The sequence below is a fragment of the Aminobacter sp. J44 genome (assembly GCF_007829415.1).
In the GTDB taxonomy this organism is placed as follows: domain Bacteria; phylum Pseudomonadota; class Alphaproteobacteria; order Rhizobiales; family Rhizobiaceae; genus Aerobium.
In genome coordinates this window covers 1-18,222 of sequence record NZ_VLJG01000038.1, presented here as the reverse complement: position 1 = coordinate 18,222, position 18,222 = coordinate 1, and the positions used below count along the sequence as shown (strand labels likewise).

Genomic DNA, 18,222 nt, shown 5'->3' with positions numbered 1-18,222 from the left:
AGCAAACGAAGCCCGTTTCGACAAGGATGGGAGAGGATGGATATGCGTTTCGTTGGCATCGACGTTTCCAGGGACTGGCTCGACGTTCATGTCGTGCCGGAGGGCGAGAGCTTTCGTAGCCCCAACAACAGCGATGGCATCGACCAGCTCGCGGCACGGCTTCGCGAGCTAAGCCCCGAGCGCGTCGCGCTCGAGGCAAGCGGCGGGCTGGAGACGCTGGCGGTGGCGGAACTTTCGGCCGCCGGCCTGCCGGTGGCGGTCGTCAACCCGGCGCAGGTGCGCTCCTTTGCCAATGCGCTCGGCAGGCGCGCCAAGACCGACACGATCGATGCCGCGGTCATTGCCGCCTTTGCCGCCGCGATGAAGCCGCCGGTGCGCCAGCTGCCCGATGAAGCCACCCGTCTCCTGGCCGATCTCGTTTCCCGCCGGCGCCAGATCATCGCGATGATCGTCGCGGAGGAAAACCGCGCCCGCCGGGCAACAGCGCGCCAGACGCTCAAAAGCATCAGGCGGCTGCTCCTCGCCCTCAAGCGCGAACTCGAAAGCCTCGATGAGGAGATGGACGGTCACATCCGCAAGTCGCCGATCTGGCTGGTGCGCCAGAAGCTGCTCACTTCAATGCCGGGCGTCGGCGAGATAACAGCCCGCACGCAGCTGGCCGAGCTGACGGAGCTTGGCCGGCTCGACCGAAGGCAGATCGCATCGCTGGTGGGACTTGCACCGTTCACCCGCCAGTCGGGCAAGTGGCGGGGCAAAAGCTTTATCGGSGGSGGCAGGAGCGGCGTTCGCGCGAGCCTCTTCATGGCCGCGCTGACCGCGATCCGCTTCAACCCGCAGCTCAAGGCATTTCGCGACCGGCTGGTGGCGGCCGGCAAGCCGAAACTCGTCGCGCTCGTTGCCACCATGCGCAAGCTTGTCACCATCCTCAACGCCATGATCCGGGACAACCAGCCATGGAAATCCGCTTGACTGCCAACACAGTCGCTCCCCCGCGTTGCAGGGGAGGATCTGGGGCGGGGTGTTTCATAGAAGCAGGTGCTCCGCAGAGACGCGACAGGTCAGACGGCATTTCCGAACTGGAAGTGAGCGCCGATGCCGGCCTCGACCTCAGTATCCTCCCCCATTTATGGGGGAGGTGGCGCGAAGCGCCGGAGGGGGCTCGTAGAGTACCGACGTCGGGGAGCGGCAGGTGCGCGTTCTTACCCGTCGGCAGGACGTCCGGTTCAGGCATGGATCGTCGGGTCAGGCCCGACGATGACGACGTTGAAACGGCTTTCGCAATCATTGATCCCGAGCGGCTGCGGCACCCGTCATCCTGATCCGTACAACCTCCCCGCTTCGTCATGCCACGGCTTGACCGTGGCATCCAGGCCTGAACGTTGAAGCAGATCCGGCGGATCGCAATACGCGCGGACTTCATGCGGGACCATTCTGCAAGCCCCGATGGAATCCCCACGCGATAACCTGCCCATAGAACGCCACCGCTGCCGATACGCCCGCAAGAAAACGGCCGGTCCGCGAACGGACCGGCCAGGTGCTGTGGACAAGTGACCGGCGGGGAGGGGCAAACCGCCAGTCGGCACTTATGGAGAGGTCAGGTGTCGTGCCTGTCCGTCAAACCGGCGTCCGCCGCGATTGTTCCATGCCCGGGAAATGCGGAAGCGACCGCGTCACACGGCCATTCTTCCTGTCCGCATCAACGCAGCACGCCCATCGACACCTCCCCTTCCCCATCATACGATGTCCGGTAAACCTGACGGGCGGAGTGTGATGGCTGAGCAACGGGTTCCGACGACGCGCGACGAGTACCGGGTCTTCCGCACGCTGACGACGCGCTGGCTCGACAACGACATTTACGGCCACATGAACAATGTGGTGCACTATTCGCTGTTCGACACCGCCGTGAACGGCTGGCTGATCGAGCATCGCCTGCTCGACATCCGCACCAGTTCGGAAATCGGCCTCGTCGTCGAGACCGGCTGCCGCTACTATTCCGAACTCGCCTTTCCGGACGTGGTCACCGCCGGCATCCGCGTCGCGCATATCGGCAACAGCTCGGTACGCTACGAGGTTGGCCTGTTTCGCAACGACGAGGTCAGGGCCGCGGCCGACGGCTTCTTCGTCCATGTCTATGTCGATCGCGAGACGCGCAAGCCCGTGCCGCTGGCGCCAGCGTTCCGCGCCGCGCTCGACACTTTGCAACAATAAAGAAATTTTCCGTGTCGGGTCGGAACCTCCTTTGTTCCCACGCATTGCACGGCCGGACAATCGTCACACGCGCCATATGGAGCAACCCATGCCGGGTGAGACTGATTATGCGCCGCCCGTTGATGAAATAGTGACCCTCATACCGGCTCTGCGGGCCTTTGCCCGCACCTGGCGCCGCCACCCGCCCGACGTCGACGCTCTGGTAGAGCAGACGCTGCGCCATGCCCTCGACAATCCGGAAGACTACGACCCGGGCTGCGGCATGCGCGCCTGGCTGCTGTCGATCATGCGCCGCGCCTCATCGCAGCCTTACCGGCCAGGCGTCGAGGCCGACGGCGATCCGCAGCACCGGCGAAGCCGCACCGAACGCCAGCGCCGCATTGCCGAAGCGGTCGATGCGCTGCCGGAACCGCTGCGCGAAGTCGTGATCCTCGTCGAGGTGCTGCGCCTGCCTCATGGCGAAGCGGCCGCCATTTGCGGCTGCTCGACCGCCACCCTCCGCGACCGCCTCGCCCAGGCCGAAAGGCAGCTGTTGGAACGGTCCGGCGCCGGCCTGTCGGAGGTTCAAGCCGGGGAGTAGGTTCGCCAAAAAACGCCGGCTGGGGTGCAGCCGGCGCGATTGTTTTGTGCGGATGTAAGACGGCTTAGGCCTGGATTTCCTGCAGCGCCTGGTCGAGCGCGGTGCGCACGCCTGCGACGAGTTCGTCGATCTGCGCCTCGGTGATGATCAGCGGCGGGCAGAAGGCGAGCGCGTCGACCATGGCGCGGCTGATGATGCCGCCTTCCTGCAGCTTCGCGTTGACCAGCGCGCCGAGCTGGCCGGGCGTTGCGAGAGCGGTCTTCTTTTCCTTGTCGGTGACGAGCTCGATTGCCGCGATCAGCGCCGTGCCGCGAACCTCGCCGACCAGCGGATGGTCGGAAAGCGAGCGCAGGCCCGCCTGCAGCCTTGCCCCCACGTCGCGGGCGCGCTGGACAAGGTTTTCCTCCTCGATGATGCGGATCGTCTCCAGCGCCACGGCCGAGGCGACCGGATGGCCGCCGGCGGTAAAGCCGTGGCCGAGCGTGCCGATCTCGCCCGAACGCTCGCGGATCGGCGCGTAGACCTTCTCGTTGATGAGCAGCGCCGAGGCCGGCAGGTAGGACGAGGAAATCTGCTTCGACAGCGCCATCATGTCGGGCTTGATGCCGAACGTCTGGCAGCCGAACATGTTGCCGGTGCGGCCGAAACCGCAGATCACCTCGTCGGCGACGAGCAGGATGTCGTACTTTGCCAGCACCGCCTGGATCTTTTCCCAGTAGGTCGCGGGCGGAACGATCACGCCGCCGGCGCCCTGCAGCGGCTCGGCGAACATCGCGGCAATCGTGTCAGGGCCCTCGGCCTGGATCGCCGCATCGAGCTCCTCGGCAAGACGCGTTGCGAACTGTTCTTCCGTCTCGCCCGGCTTGCCCTCGCGATAAAAGTGCGGCGCGGTGAGCCGGATCACGTTCGGCACGATCAGGTCAAAGCTGTTGTGGTTGGCCGGCAGGCTGGTCAGCGCCGCCGCCGCGATCGTCACGCCGTGATAGGCGCGGTTGCGGACGATGATCTTCTTCTTCTCCGGCTTGCCGAGCGCGTTGGAGCGGTACCAGATCAGCTTCAGCGCCGTGTCGATGGCCTCCGAGCCCGAATTGGTGAAGAACGCCTTGCTCATCGGCACCGGCGCCATCGTCACCAGCTTCTCGGCAAGGTCGGCCGACGGGTTGTGCCCCTTGTGGGTGAAGGTGTGGTAGTAGGGCAGCCGCTCCATCTGGCGCGTCGCCGCCTGCACCAGTCGCTTTTCCGAAAAGCCGAGGCCGACGCTCCACAGGCCCGACATCGCCTCGATGTAGCGCTTGCCGGTGTTGTCGAAGACATAGATGCCCTCGCCGCGGTCGATCAGCAGCGGCCCGACTTCCTCATGCTTCTTCGCATTGGTGTAGGGGTGCAGGTGATAGGCGACGTCGCGGGCTTCGGGAGAATTCGGAGTGGTCATGAAGTCTCAGTCCTTTCAGGCAAGCTCTTGAAGCCGTGTGTAGGCCGAACCGGCGGCCAAGTAAAACCGTCCTACCGTCTGGGCGCCGCATCAGGTAGTACCAGGCAGGCGCTCGACGATCATCCTGCTGATGGGGATCGATGAGGTCGCGGCGGGCGAAGGGGCGTTGCAGACGAAGAGGCTGCGCGGGCCCTCGCGGAAGAGAAAATCGTGGACGAGGCTGCCGTCGGCCATCACCGCCTGGGCGCGGATGCCCGCCCCCGGCTTGCCGAGGTCGGCAAGGGTGAGTTCGGGGCAGTACTTGCGGCATTCCTCGAGATAGTGGCGGCGAAACAGCGAATTGCGCATTTCGATGATGCCGGAGCCGAGGTTCTTCCTGGCCATCTTCCAGAAGCCGGGGAAGGAAGCCATGTCGGCAACATCCTTCAGGGAAAGACTCCCCTTCGGATAGCCCTCGCGGGCAAAGCCCAGCACGGCATTGGGGCCGACGGTGATCGAGCCGTCGATCATGCGGGTGAGATGGATGCCAAGGAAGGGCAGGTTCGGGTCCGGGATCGGGTAAATGAGGTGGCGGACGATGTTCGCCTTCGACGGCGGCAGGGTAAAATATTCGCCGCGGAACGGGACGATGCGGAAGTCGCATTCGAGCCCCGCCATCCGCACCATGCGGTCGGATTGCAGCCCGGCGCAGGCAATCAGCTGTGACGCGACATGGCGCTCGCCGCCAGCGGTAACGGTCACGTCCGCGGGGGTCTCGGCAATCGCCGTCACCTCGACGCCGAGGCGGATCTCGCCGCCGCGCTGGCGCACCTTCTGCGCCATCGCCCGGCAGACCTCGCGATAATCGACGATGCCGGTTGCCTTCACATGCAGCGCGCCGAGGCCGGCGACGGCGGGTTCCGCCTTGCGCAGCTCAGCCTCGTCGAGGCGGGCAAAGTCGATGCCGTTCTGCACCGCGCGCTCCGCGAGCGCTTCCATCCGCGCCATCTCGGCCTCGCTGGTCGCCACCAGCAGCTTGCCGCAGGTTTCGAAGCGGATGCCGTTCTCGCGGCAGAACTCTTTCGTCGCTTCCGCCCCCTCGCGGCAGAGCTTCGCCTTCAGCGAACCCGGCGGATAGTAGATGCCGGCATGGATGACGCCGCTGTTGTGGCCGGTCTGGTGGCGGGCGAAGTCCTGCTCCTTTTCAAGCAGCAGCAGTTTCGCGCCCGGCGCGTGCTCCTGCAGCGCGATTGCCGTCGCAAGGCCGACAATGCCGCCGCCGATGATGATGAAGTCATGCACCACGAAACGCCCTCCGCCCGAAACATGCGGCCCGATCCGGCCGGGCCCTGACTTCATAGCCGGATTCTCACCGCTTCGTCATCCGCGCCAAAGGTGCGCCGGCACTGGCCGTTTGCGCCATTGGGGTTATATCGTGGGACGAATCCGTTTCGAACCACAGGCATTTCAGGAAGGCGTCTCACGATGAAATATCTGCACACGATGGTCCGCGTCACCGATCTCGACAAGTCGCTGCAATTCTTCTGCGACATCATGGGGATGGTCGAGGTCCGCCGCATGGACCACGAGGCCGGCCGCTTCACGCTGGTCTTCCTCGCCGCGTCCGAGGACGTCGAGGCGGCAAAGGCCGGCGGCGCGCCGACGGTCGAACTCACCTATAACTGGGACCCGGAGGAATATACCGGCGGGCGCAATTTCGGCCACCTCGCCTACGAGGTCGAGAATATCTACGACTACTGCCAGCGCCTGATGGACCGGGGCGTCACCATCAACCGCCCGCCGCGCGACGGCCGCATGGCCTTCATCAAAACGCCGGACGGCATCTCGATCGAACTCCTGCAGCGCGGCGCAGCGCTCGAGCCGGCCGAGCCGTGGACGAAGATGGAAAATATCGGCACGTGGTGAGGGGATAGTTCCTCTTAACGCCGCCAGGAAGATCCGCGGGTGGCAATCGCAGCCTCAGCCGGAGTGGAGTAGCGTCCATCCAGTCGTCATCCTCGGGCTCGACCCGAGGATCCATGCCAGAACGTTGCGACAGCGCGGGGCGGCGATAATCAAGCGGCCAATCTTGCGGTGAAGCCGATCGTCACGTGCTCAATCGACGGTTGCGGAACATGGCGCGCGTCGAGCCTGCACGCCCCCTCCACCATGCTTAGCATGGTCCCCCTCCCCCGCATGTGGGGGAGGATCCGGCTGGATCAGCCTCAGAATCTTACCGCCACAGACGTTTCTTGCCAGGTCTGCATCGTCGCTTCCCCCCCCGTGCCTCATGTCCGCTGCGCACCGCAATCATTGCCCGTGACACACCACGATCCATGAAAGGCATGACCCGGATCCTCCCCTGCGAAGCGCCGGAGGGGGCTCGTAGAGTGCCGGCGCGGGTTTCCCATCCTCTCATGGCAAATCTTCCGTTTTGCCAGCTTCCAGTCTTAGCAACCCCTCCCCTCTTTCTCTTTCCATGGAACCTCCATCTTCCTGATCTGTTCGAACGCCACTGGTCCTCTTTCCCGGCGGTGTTCATGCAGCCCTCGCGTCCTTTCCTGAAACCCGGCCTTCCCTTCCCTCTCGGTGCGACGTGGGACGGCACGGGGGTCAACTTCGCCCTGTTTTCAGCCAACGCCACCAAGGTGGAGCTGTGCCTGTTCGACCGCGCCGGAAAGCGCGAGCTGGAACGGGTGGAGCTGCCCGAATACACCGACGAGATCTGGCACGGCTATCTGTCGGACATACGGCCCGGCCAGCTTTATGGCTACCGCGTGCATGGCCCCTACGCCCCGAATGAGGGCCATCGCTTCAACCCCAACAAGCTGCTGCTCGACCCTTACGCGCTCGCGCTTCACGGCGAGATCAAGTGGCACGACGCGCTGTTCGGCTACCGCATCGGCAGCGCGAAGGGCGACCTCGTCATGGACAAGCGGGATTCGGCGTCCGTCATGCCGAAGTGCATCGTCGTCGACCCTGCCGTCACTTGGGGCAACGACCAGCGCCCGCGCACCCACTGGATGAACACCATCATCTATGAGGCGCATGTGAAGGGCATGACCGCGCGGCGCGAGGATTTGCCGCCGCAATTGCGCGGCACCTTTGCCGGGCTCGCCCAGCCGCAGGTGATCGAGCATCTCGTCAAACTCGGCGTCACTGCCGTCGAACTCATGCCGGTGCAGGCCTTCTTCGACGATCGCCACCTGATCGAGCGGGGCCTGTCCAATTACTGGGGCTACAACACGATCGGCTTCTTCGCGCCGGCGCCGCGCTACATTTCGCCCGAAGGCAACATCCACGAATTCAAGCTGATGGTGCGCCGCCTGCACGAGGCGGGCATCGAGGTGATCCTCGACGTAGTCTACAACCACACCGCCGAGGGCAATCACATGGGCCCGACGCTGTCGTTCCGCGGCATCGACAATGCCAGCTACTACATCCTCGCCGACGACCCGCGCTATTATTTCGACACCACGGGCTGCGGCAACACGGTGAACCTGCGCCACCAGCGCGTCTTGCAGATGGTGATGGACTCGCTGCGCTACTGGGTCGAGCAGTGCCATGTCGACGGCTTCCGCTTCGACCTTGCCAGCTCGCTCGGCCGCGACCGCGACGCCTTCGACCACAACTCGGTGTTCTTCGATGCGGTGCGCCAGGACCCGGTGCTGTCACGGGTCAAGCTCATCGCCGAGCCTTGGGACACCGGGCCGAACGGCTACCAGGTCGGCAATTTCCCGCCCGGCTGGGCGGAGTGGAACGACCGCTACCGCGACACGGTGCGCGGCTTCTGGAAAGGCGACGAGGGCGCGGCGGGGCCGCTCGCCGGCGGGCTGCTCGGCTCGTCCGATCTGTTCGAGAAGCGCGGGCGAAGGCCGTGGTCGAGCGTCAATTTCGTCGCCGCGCATGACGGTTTTACCCTCGCCGACGTCGTTTCCTACAACGACAAGCACAACGAGGCGAATGGCGAGGACAACAATGACGGCCACTCGCACAATTTGAGCTGGAACTGCGGCGTCGAGGGGCCGAGCGACGATCCCGAAGTGTTGAAGCTGCGCGAGAAGATGCGGCGCAACCTGATCGCGACGGTCCTTCTTTCGCAGGGAACGCCGATGATCCTGATGGGCGACGAGATCGGCCGCACGCAGAACGGCAACAACAATTCCTACTGCCAGGACAACGAGATGAACTGGCTCGACTGGCAGGCGGTCGGCGAGCGGCCGGAAGGTTTTCATGCCTTCGTCGCGCGCATGATCGACATCCGCCGCCGCCAGCCGCTGCTGGCCCAGGCGCGGTTCCTGCATGGCGACAAGACGGACGATGGCGAGCGCGACGTACGCTGGTGTCGCCCTGACGGTGAAAGAATGCAACAATCGGACTGGGAAAACCCGGACACCCGCGCCATGAGCGTCTTCTTCACCGACGAGGGCCTGCAGCTGGGCATGCTGTTCAATGCCCATCATGAGCCGCTCGACTTCGTGCTGCCGGAGGGAGACGGCTGGCGCATCACCGTCGACACGGACGATGACGAGCGCGGCAAGGCCGCGGAAGTGGTGTCCGGCAGCGTTTCCGTCGCCGACCGTTCCCTGATCCTCGTCGAGCGCCGTCATGCCTGAGCCAGACCGAGAATACCGCGTCTATCCGCGCCATTGGGGCGCCGAATATGTTCGCGCCGGCGAGGTGCGCTTCCGCATCTGGGCGCCGGCCTTCGAGGAGCTGTCGATCCGCATCGACGGCGAGGAAACCGAAATGGGCCGCGACAAGGACGGCTGGTTCGAGCTGCTCGCCTCCGGCGTCGCGCCGGGCACGCCCTACAGCTTCATTCTGCCGGATGGCAGGAGCCTGCCCGACCCCGCTTCCCGCGCGCAGCAGGCCGACGTGCACGGGCCGTCGCTGGTCGTCGACGCCACGCAATATCGCTGGAAGCATTCCGGCTGGCGCGGCCGCGACTGGCGCGAGGCCGTCGTCTACGAGCTGCATGTCGGCACCTTCACCGAGGAAGGCACGTTCCTGGCCGCGATTGAAAAACTGCCGCATCTGGTCGAGGCCGGCTTCACGGCGATCGAGCTGATGCCGGTGGCGCAGTTTCCCGGCAAGCGCGGCTGGGGCTATGACGGGGTGCTTCCCTACGCGCCGCACCATGCCTATGGCACGCCGGATGACCTCAAGCAGCTGGTCGACGAGGCGCACGGCCACGGGCTGATGATAATGCTCGACGTCGTCTACAACCACTTCGGCCCGGACGGGAATTACCTGCCGACCTTCGCGCCGGAGTTCTTCGACGAAAAGCGCCATACGCCGTGGGGCGCGGCGATTGCCTACGACCGGCTGCCCGTTCGCCAGTTCTTTCTCGACAATGCCCGCTACTGGCTCGACGAGTACAATTTCGACGGCCTGCGCCTCGACGCCATCGACCAGATCCGCGACCCGTCGCCAAGGGAGCTGCTGGTCGAGCTTGCCGAAAAGGTCCGGCGCGAATTCACCTACCGGCCGCGCCATCTCGTCACCGAGGACAACCGCAACGTCGCCTCGCTGCATGTGCGCGAGGACGGCAAGGCAACGCTCTACACCGGCGAGTGGAACGACGATTTTCACAACGCCGCCCACGTACTTTTGACCGGCGAGGACGAGGGCTACTACGAGGACTATGCAAAGGACCCGGCGGCGCTGCTCGCGCGCAGCCTTGCTGAGGGCTACTGCTACCAGGGCGAAGCGTCGAAACATCTTGGCGGCAAGCCGCGCGGCGAGCCCTCGACCGGCCTTCCGACCACCGCCTTCATCGACTTCCTGCAGAACCACGACCAGATCGGCAACCGCGCGCTCGGCGAGCGCCTGAGCGAACTCGCCTCGCCTGAGGCGATCCGGGCGCTCACCGCGATCCTGCTTCTCTCCCCGCACATCCCGATGATGTTCATGGGCGAGGAATGGGGCGAGCGGCGGCCGTTCCTGTTCTTTGCCGACTATCACGGCAGCCTCGCCGACGCGGTGCGCGAGGGCCGGCGCAAGGAGTTCGCCCATTTCAAGGGGTTCGGGCGCGACCCGAAGCTGATCCCTGATCCGAACGACCTGAAGACCTTCAAGGCCTCGCGGATCGACTGGTCGCAACTGGAAACCGACGAAGGCAGGGCGCGACTGGAAGAGGTGCGCGCGCTGCTTGCGCTGCGGCGCGAGCACATCGTGCCCTACCTCGACGACAACGAGCCATCGCCCGGCGTGATCCTGCCGGCGGACCCCGGGCTGATCGCCATCAACTGGCAACTAGGCAATGCCCGGCTTGCGCTGCGCGCCAACCTGACCGGCGAGGCCGCCGCCTGCCCGCTGCCTGACGGCGAGATCATTTTCAGGGCGTTCGACATACAGGAAAGCGACAGCGACGTGTTGCAGCCGTGGGATGTTCTGGTAGCCGTTGAGACATGAGCGAAGCGCAGTCCAGACCCGCCGCCCTTTCCCGCTGCTTCCTGCCGAACTGGCTGATGCAGCGCCGCGCCTGGGGCATCAGCGTCCAGCTTTACGAGCTGCGCTCTGCCCGCAACTGGGGCATCGGCGATTTTCAGGACCTTGCGGAGTTTGCGCAGCTTGCCGGCGAGGCGGGCGCGGAGTTCGTGGGCCTCAACCCGCTGCATGCGCTGTTCATGGCCGAGCCCTACCGGCGCAGCCCGTTTTCGCCCTCGAACCGGCGCTTCCTCAACCCGCTCTACATCGCCGTCGACCATGTCGAGGGCTTTGAACCTGCGATGGCGGACGAGGCGAAGCTGGAACAGCTTCGGGCCGTCGATCTGGTCGACTATCCGGGCGTGGCCGAAGCCAAGCTCAACGCGCTGAAGAAGATCTGGCGAAAGCGCAAGCCGAAACTCGCCGAGCCCGATCCGCAGCTTCGCCTGCACGCGCTGTTCGAGGCGCTGTCGCTGGACATGGTTGCGAAGGGCCACGGCGCTGGCTGGCTTTCCTGGCCCGAAGAATTTCACGACCCGAATTCGGCACCGGTGAAGAAATTCGCGACCGCCCACGAGGACGAGATCGCCTTCCACGTCTGGCTGCAGCAGCTGGCACGCGAGCAGCTGGAGAGTGCCGGAAAAGCGGCAAAGGCCGCCGGCATGCGCATCGGCCTTTACCTCGACTTTGCCGTCGGCGAGGCGCCGGACGGCTCCGCCACCTGGGGCGACCGCGAGCTATCCGTTCGCGGCGTCTCCGTCGGCGCGCCGCCGGACGTCTTCACCGCCGCCGGCCAAGACTGGGGTCTTGCCCCGCTCGCCCCCGACGCGCTCGCCGCCAACGACTTTGCCGCCTATCGCGAACTGATGGCGGCCGCGGCCCGCAATGCCGGGGCGCTGCGCATCGACCATGCCATGTCACTGCGCCAGCTGTTCTGGATCCCCGTCGGGCGCCCGGCGGCCGAGGGCGCCTATGTGCAATATCCGCTCGAAGGCACGATCGCGGCACTCGCGGAGCTTTCCAACGCGCAGGAAATGGTCGTGATCGGCGAAGACCTCGGCCACGTGCCGGAAGGCTTTCGCGACACCATGGCCGCGGCGCACATCCTCTCCTACCGCATCCTTTATTTCGAAAAGCGCGGCCAGCGCTTCATTGCGCCAAAAGACTGGCCGCTGCTCGCGCTCGCGTGCCTCTCCACCCATGACCTGCCGACCCTCAAGGGATGGTGGGCGGGCGACGACATTTCGCTGCGCGCCGAATATGGCCTGATCTCGCAAGCGGCCGCCACCTTGCAGCGGCGCGAGCGCCGCACTGAGCGGCGCAGCCTCCTCGAGGCCTTCGCCCGCGCCGGACTGCTGTCGCGCCGCGACATGCGCTGGCTGCTTGCCCGCCGGACGCTTGACGACGCCGTCTATGCACGGCTGGCCGTCGCCGCGCATCGCTACATCGCCCGCACGCCGGGCAGGCTGACCGCCATGCGCCTTGCCGACGCCGTCGGCGAATTTCATCCGACCAACCTTCCCGGCACGTCGGACGAATATCCCAACTGGCAGCGCAAGCTTGACGTACCACTGGAACAAATCAGGGGGAGTGCGCTTTTCGGGCAGCTGACTGCAGCCCTGAGAAGAGAGCGCCCCGCATGACCCCACCGATCGCCACCTACCGCCTGCAGTTTCGCAATGGCATGACCTTCGAGCAGGCGGCGGCGATCGTGCCCTACCTGAAAAGGCTTGGCGTCAGCCACCTCTACGCCTCGCCTATCTTCGCCGCGACGAAGGGCTCGACCCACGGCTACGACGTCACCGACCACAACGCGTTCGACCCGGACCTCGGCGGCCGTGAAGGCTTCGAGAAGCTGCACGAGGCGCTCAAAGAGGCTGGTCTAAAACTCATCCTCGACATCGTGCCGAACCACATGGCCGCCTCGCTCGAAAACCCGTGGTGGCGGAGCGTCATCGAGTTCGGCCGTGACAGCGCCTTCGCCGACCATTTCGACATCGACTGGAGCCGCCGCCTCACCCTGCCGGTCCTCGGCAAGCCGTTCGACGAAGCGCTCGCCGACGGCGAAATCCGCCTCGCCATCGACCGTGCCAATGGCTGCCTCGCGCTCGGCTATTACGACAATCTCTATCCGCTCAACCCGGCGAGTTATGGCTTCGTCGCCGAGTCCTTTCCGGAAGCCTCGTCCTTTGCCCGCGAGGCCGGCTGGCAGGCGCCGTTCGATGGCCGCATCGACGAGGAGCTTGCCGAGCTTTCGCAGGACCACGCCTTCATCTCCGCCCTGCATGACCGGCAGTCCTGGCAGCTCACCTACTGGAAGGAAGCGAAAAAGGACCTTTCCTATCGCCGCTTCTTCGAGGTAACGGGCCTTGTCGGCGTGCGCGTCGAGGACGAGGCCGTCTTCAACGACGTGCACGCGCTCATCCTCGAGCTCGTCCGCTCCGGCAAGGTGGATGGCCTGCGCGTCGACCACGTCGACGGCCTTGCCCGCCCCTGCCAGTATCTCAGACGCCTGCGCGCCGCGATCGGCGACGACAAGCTGCTTCTGGTCGAAAAAATTCTTGGCCCCGGCGAAAAGCTCCCGGCCGAATGGGGCAATGTCGGCACCACCGGCTACGAGTTCATCGACCGCCTCTCCGGCCTCCTCGTCGAGACCGCCGGCCGCGAGGCGATGCGCAGCGCCTATTCCACCTTCTGCAGCCGCCCGCTCGAAATGGGCGACGAAATTCGCGCCGCCAAGGAGCTGATGCTACGCCGCAATTTCGAGGGTGAACTTGCCCGCCTTGCCGCCCACGCCGCGGCGCGTGCGGCCGAGGCAGGCCAGGACCTTGGCAAGGAAGCGCTCGCCGACGCGCTGGTCGAGATCATCCACGGGTTCAGCGTCTACCGCACCTATGGCGAGCAGGACGGCCTTTCCGGCCCCGACCTTGCCATGCTGGGCAGCGCCGTTGGCGCGGCGCTCGCGCGCGAGGAAGCCGACCCGCAGGCAATCCGCTTCATCACCCCCCTCCTCCACGGCGACAACGAGGACAAACCATTCCGCCAGCGCTTCCAGCAGCTCACCGGACCGGTGATGGCAAAGGCGATCGAGGACACGCTGTTTTACCGCATCAACCCGCTGATCGCGCTCAACGAAGTCGGCGCCGATCCGGAAGGCACTGAAGGCGGCATGGATGCCTTTCACGCGGCGATGATGGAGGAAACGCCGCTCAGCCTCCTCGCCACCAGTACCCACGACACGAAGCGCGGCGAGGATGCCCGTGCGCGTCTCTATGCGCTCGCCGAGGCGCCGGACCTGTGGGCCGAGGCCGTCAGCCGCTGGAGCCGGATGAACTCGTCGCTGCGCACCACCATCGACGGCCGCGCCGTGCCGGAACCCGATGTGGAATGGCTGATCTACCAGGCGCTTGCCGGCATCTGGCCGGCCGGCGAGGTCGATGATGCGGCCGTTGCCGGGCTTTCCGAACGCTTCCTGCCCTATCTCGAAAAGGCGCTGCGCGAGGCAAAGCTGCGTACCGACTGGCTGGACGAGAAGCCGGATTACGAGGCGGCGGTCAAATCCTTCACCGAGCGGTTGCTGTCGCCCGCAAGCTCCGACTTCCTCGACGATTTCGCCGCGACGCTGCAGCCCTTCATGGCCGCCGGCATGGTCAATTCGCTGTCGCAGACGGTGGCGAAGCTGACCGCGCCCGGAATTCCCGACATCTATAACGGCGCGGAAGCGCTGGACTTGAGCCTCGTCGATCCCGACAACCGCCGTCCGGTCGACTTCGATCGCCTGTCGGCCTGGCTCGACGAGACGCCGGATCTCGCCACCCTTGCTTCGACCGACACCGAAGGCCGGCTCAAGCAGCAGATCATTGCCCGCACGCTGAGCGCGCGCCGCGACCACCCCGAGCTTTTCCTGACCGGCGACTATATTCCTCTCACCGTCCGCGGCCCGCTTGCGAGCTACCACATCGCCTGGCTGCGCCTGCTTCCCGACGAAGCCGCACTCGTCGTCCTCACCCGCCTGCCGCTGACCCGCGCGGTCCTCTCCGGCGTGACCGATACGGTGATCGACCTTCCCCGCGGCTTTTCCCCCGCCTTCCGCAACATCCTCACCGGCGACCTCATCATCCCCGACGGCCCGCTGGCGCTCGAAGCGGTGCTCGGCAAACTGCCGGTTGCAGTGGCGGTGGCGGAGTAAGCCGGGGCACGCTGATCCGCTCTCCGGAGGCTCTTTCCACACCTCCCGCAAGGTCACCGCGGGGGGGGGCTTCCGGCCGGCGAATAAATTTGTTTACGGACCGACCGTTTTGTAGGATTTTCTTTCCCTTCCTGCGCGGAATTATGGATGCCAGAAGCTCATATTTTTTCATGGCTCGGGTCATCTTGTCGCCGTTCTTGGATGGGAATTCAGCCATGCCGACTTTCGACCTGACCATGCCGCCGGCAGCCGCTTTGCGCCTGCGCGCATGCATGTGTATGCGTTGAGCTGATTGTCTGGTCCCGATGCCGCGTGGCCCCGCGGCATCCGGACGGGGCAGGACGGCGCCAGCGGCTCCTTACCTGCCCCTCCCCCCTTTCGAGAACGGCTTCCCCCCGCACAGGCTCGAGCCGGAACTCAGGTCAATGCAGTGCCCGTCCGACCGGGCCTTGCGCAGATGGAAGATGGAAATGCTCAACACAGTGCAGACCAGTTCGCCGCCGGCAGAGGCGGCTTCAGCCGAAGGCGCCGAGCCCGACATCGTGCGGCTCGAAGGCGTCGCCAAGGTTTTCCCCGCCACCAAGAAGAGCGCGGCCGTGACCGCGCTGTCGTCGATCGACCTTGCCGCGCCACGCGGCTCGATCACCGCCATCATCGGCCGCTCGGGCGCCGGCAAGTCGACGCTGATCCGCCTCGTCAACGGGCTTGAACGGCCTAGCTCCGGCAAGGTGCTGGTCGACGGCCAGGACATCGCCCAGCTGCCCGAGGACAGGCTGCGCACGATCCGCCGCTCGATCGGCATGATCTTCCAGCACTTCAACCTCTTGTCCTCGCGCACCGTGTTCGACAATGTCGCGCTGCCGCTCGAGATCGCCGGCATGCCGAAGAAGGACATTGCCGCGCGGGTCACCCCGCTGCTCGACCTCGTCGGCCTTGCCGACAAGCGCGACCGCTATCCGGCAGAGCTTTCCGGCGGCCAGAAGCAGCGCGTCGGCATTGCCCGTGCGCTGGCAACGCGCCCGAAACTGCTCCTCTCCGACGAGGCGACCTCGGCGCTCGACCCCGAAACGACCCACTCGGTGCTCGCGCTGCTTAAGCGCATCAACCACGAGCTGGGGCTCACCATCCTGCTCATCACGCACGAGATGGAAGTGGTGAAGTCGATTGCCGACAACGTCGCCGTCATCGACGGCGGCAAGATCGTCGAGCGCGGTTCGACCTTCGACATCTTCACCCACCCACAGCACCCGACGACCAAGGTGCTGCTTTCCGGCGTGCCGGGCATGCAGCTGCCGGGCTATGCGCAGGCGCACCTCACCCAGGAGCGCAAGCCAGGCTCGCAGGTGGTGCTGCGCATCGTCTTCTCCGGCCCGCATGCGACCGACCCGGTGCTGTCGCGGCTGACCGGCGAGCTTGGCGTCGACCTCAACATCCTCGGCGGCGCCGTCGACGAGATCGCCGGCAAGCCGTTCGGCACGCTGTTCGTTTCCTTCCCCGCCGACGACGCACGGCTTGAGCGCGTGCGCTCGATCCTCGGCGGCCTCAACCTCACCACGGAGGTGCTCGGCTATGTCGCCTGAGATTGCCTGGCTCATCGTTCGCGCCACCGGCCAGACCCTGCAGATGGTGGCGGNCCAGCCAGAAGGGCGAGCTGTTCGCGGCGCCCGTCGCCAACAAGGTGCTCGGCGCCATCGTCAACGCGACGCGCTCGACGCCCTTCATCATCCTCGTCGTCGCCATCATCCCGTTCACGCGGCTGGTGGCCGGCACCTCGATCGGCACCACGGCGGCGATCGTGCCGCTGACGATCGCGACGATCCCGTTCGTCGCCCGCCTCGTCGAGGCCTCGATCCGCGAGGTGGATCCGGGCCTCATCGAGACCGCGCGCGCCATGGGCGCAACGCCGATGCAGATCGTCTGGAAGGTGCTGCTTGCGGAAGCGCGCCCCGGCATCACGCTCGCCCTTACCCTCACCGTCGTCAGCCTGATCGGCTACTCGGCAATGGTGGGCGCGGTCGGCGGCGGCGGCCTTGGCGACCTTGGTATCCGCTACGGCTACCAGCGCTTCATGCCCGACGTGATGCTGGCGGTGGTGGTGGTGCTGATCGTCCTCGTCCAGCTCATCCAGTCCATCGGCGACGGGCTCGCCCGCCGCTTCGACAAGCGCCAGCGCTCGCGCTGACGGAAAAAATTCAACCGAACCGAAACCCAACCGTATTTTCAGGGAGCAGAAAAATGTTCAGCAAGATCACCATCGCCGCAAGCCTCGCGCTTGCGCTTCTGACCGGCACCGCCTCGGCCGAGGCGATCAAGGTCGGCGTCACGCCCGGACCGCACGCGCAGATCCTCGAAAAGGTCAAGGAAGTCGCCGCCCGCAACGGCCTCGAGATCGAGATCCTCGAATTCTCCGACTATGTCGTGCCGAACCAGGCGCTCAATGACGGCGAGCTCGACGCCAACTCGTTCCAGCACGAGCCCTACCTCATCAACCAGGTCAAGGACCGCGGCTACAAGATCGAGAACGTCGCCTGGACGGTGAACTTCCCGATGGGCGTTTACTCGAAGAAGTACAAGACCTTCGACGAAGTGCCGGATGGCGCCACCATCGCGATCCCGAACGATCCGACCAATGGCGGCCGCGCGCTGTTCATCTTCGCCGACCAGGGCATCATCAAGGTCAACCCGGACAAGGGCCTCGCGGTCGGCCCGGCCGACATTACCGAGAACCCGAAGAACCTCAACTTCATCGAGCTCGACGCTGCCCAGCTGCCGCGCTCGCTGGATGACACCGACGCATCGGCCGTCAACTCGAACTACGCGATCCCGGCGGGCCTCAACCCGGCCACCGACGCGCTGCTGCGCGAAGGCGCCAAGGCTCCGTACGTCAACCTGATCGCCGTGCGCACCGAGGACAAGGACAAGGAGTGGGTCAAGCAGCTGATCGCCGCCTACCACACCGACGAAGTGAAGTCGTTCGTGGAAGAGACCTTCAAGGGCGCCGTCGTCACCGCCTGGTAAGCCGCGGCTGACACCCATTCTCCCGCGGCCCTGGCCCAGACAACTAGGCCGCGGGCAAACGAAAAGCCGGCAGGAAACTGTCGGCTCAGACCACTGACAAACCCGCCGATTTTTGGCGGGTTTTTCGTTGGGGCGGGATGACCGAGCGGAGGGGCGCTGCCGGCGCCTGACGAAGTGAAGATAATGAAGGGGCGAGAGGGTCTCATGCCCCCGCCAGGCGTGGCTGGCGGGTGAGCGCCAGCGCGATCTTCTTCATGTTCTGGCTGGCCGCGGCCAGCAGACATTGCCAGCTCACCTTCATCAGCCCGCGCAAGCGCGCATAACGGTGCCCGTGCAGCTGTTTGGCGTCGGCAAACGAGCGCTCCACCGTCTCCTTGCGTCGCT

14 protein-coding genes are annotated in these 18,222 nt (G+C 65.5%); 11 read left to right on the top strand and 3 right to left on the bottom strand.

Going from position 1 to position 18,222, the window contains the following annotated elements; genetic code table 11:
* The first annotated feature begins 36 nt into the window (after positions 1 to 36).
* The 3 genes from L610_RS14100 to L610_RS14090 all read left to right on the top strand — a co-directional run bounded on the left by L610_RS14100 (position 37) and on the right by L610_RS14090 (position 2,788).
* Complete coding sequence (locus L610_RS14100; protein ID WP_024849367.1) at positions 37 to 969, top strand: IS110 family transposase; 933 nt, start codon at positions 37 to 39, stop codon at positions 967 to 969.
* A gap of 801 nt (positions 970 to 1,770) precedes the next feature.
* Positions 1,771 to 2,208, top strand: coding sequence for a thioesterase family protein (locus tag L610_RS14095; RefSeq protein WP_024849368.1), 438 nt, complete (start codon positions 1,771 to 1,773; stop codon positions 2,206 to 2,208).
* 88 nt (positions 2,209 to 2,296) lie between these two features.
* Entirely contained in the window at positions 2,297 to 2,788 is a 492-nt protein-coding gene (locus L610_RS14090) for a sigma-70 family RNA polymerase sigma factor (RefSeq protein ID WP_024849369.1), read from the top strand.
* A gap of 64 nt (positions 2,789 to 2,852) precedes the next feature.
* Here the strand turns inward: L610_RS14090 and L610_RS14085 are convergent, their stop codons facing one another.
* The gene (locus L610_RS14085; RefSeq protein WP_024849370.1) at positions 2,853 to 4,220 is read right to left on the bottom strand and encodes an aspartate aminotransferase family protein; all 1,368 of its coding nucleotides are present in this window, start codon (positions 4,218 to 4,220) and stop codon (positions 2,853 to 2,855) included.
* A 90-nt stretch (positions 4,221 to 4,310) separates the two neighbouring features.
* Positions 4,311 to 5,558, bottom strand: coding sequence for an L-2-hydroxyglutarate oxidase (gene lhgO, locus L610_RS14080; RefSeq protein ID WP_144705836.1), 1,248 nt, complete (start codon positions 5,556 to 5,558; stop codon positions 4,311 to 4,313).
* A gap of 126 nt (positions 5,559 to 5,684) precedes the next feature.
* Between lhgO and L610_RS14075 the strand changes: the two genes are divergently transcribed.
* The 8 genes from L610_RS14075 (at position 5,685) to L610_RS14040 (ending at position 17,838) form a co-directional block, all read left to right on the top strand.
* Positions 5,685 to 6,125 (top strand): VOC family protein, encoded by a 441-nt coding sequence (locus tag L610_RS14075; protein ID WP_024849372.1) that lies wholly within the window; start codon positions 5,685 to 5,687, stop codon positions 6,123 to 6,125.
* A gap of 614 nt (positions 6,126 to 6,739) precedes the next feature.
* Entirely contained in the window at positions 6,740 to 8,815 is a 2,076-nt protein-coding gene (gene glgX / locus L610_RS14070) for a glycogen debranching protein GlgX (RefSeq protein WP_144705834.1), read from the top strand.
* Positions 8,808 to 10,616 (top strand): malto-oligosyltrehalose trehalohydrolase, encoded by a 1,809-nt coding sequence (gene treZ / locus L610_RS14065; RefSeq protein WP_144705832.1) that lies wholly within the window; start codon positions 8,808 to 8,810, stop codon positions 10,614 to 10,616. The genes glgX and treZ overlap by 8 nt, the downstream gene beginning before the upstream one ends.
* Entirely contained in the window at positions 10,613 to 12,274 is a 1,662-nt protein-coding gene (malQ, locus tag L610_RS14060; RefSeq protein ID WP_144705830.1) for a 4-alpha-glucanotransferase, read from the top strand. The genes treZ and malQ overlap by 4 nt, the downstream gene beginning before the upstream one ends.
* Complete coding sequence (gene treY, locus L610_RS14055; protein ID WP_144705828.1) at positions 12,271 to 14,820, top strand: malto-oligosyltrehalose synthase; 2,550 nt, start codon at positions 12,271 to 12,273, stop codon at positions 14,818 to 14,820. Before malQ ends, treY begins: the two co-directional genes overlap by 4 nt.
* Before the next feature lie 470 nt (positions 14,821 to 15,290).
* Positions 15,291 to 16,400, top strand: a complete 1,110-nt coding sequence (locus tag L610_RS14050) for a methionine ABC transporter ATP-binding protein (RefSeq protein WP_034330642.1) — start codon at positions 15,291 to 15,293, stop codon at positions 16,398 to 16,400.
* Positions 16,401 to 16,402: 2 nt separating this feature from the next.
* Positions 16,403 to 17,002 (top strand): methionine ABC transporter permease, encoded by a 600-nt coding sequence (locus L610_RS14045; protein WP_371713060.1) that lies wholly within the window; start codon positions 16,403 to 16,405, stop codon positions 17,000 to 17,002.
* A 53-nt stretch (positions 17,003 to 17,055) separates the two neighbouring features.
* Positions 17,056 to 17,838, top strand: a complete 783-nt coding sequence (locus L610_RS14040) for a MetQ/NlpA family ABC transporter substrate-binding protein (RefSeq protein ID WP_024849379.1) — start codon at positions 17,056 to 17,058, stop codon at positions 17,836 to 17,838.
* A 202-nt stretch (positions 17,839 to 18,040) separates the two neighbouring features.
* Here L610_RS14040 and L610_RS14035 read toward each other — a convergent pair.
* On the bottom strand, positions 18,041 to 18,222 hold a 182-nt coding region (locus L610_RS14035; RefSeq protein WP_186441495.1), incomplete at its 5' end, for a transposase.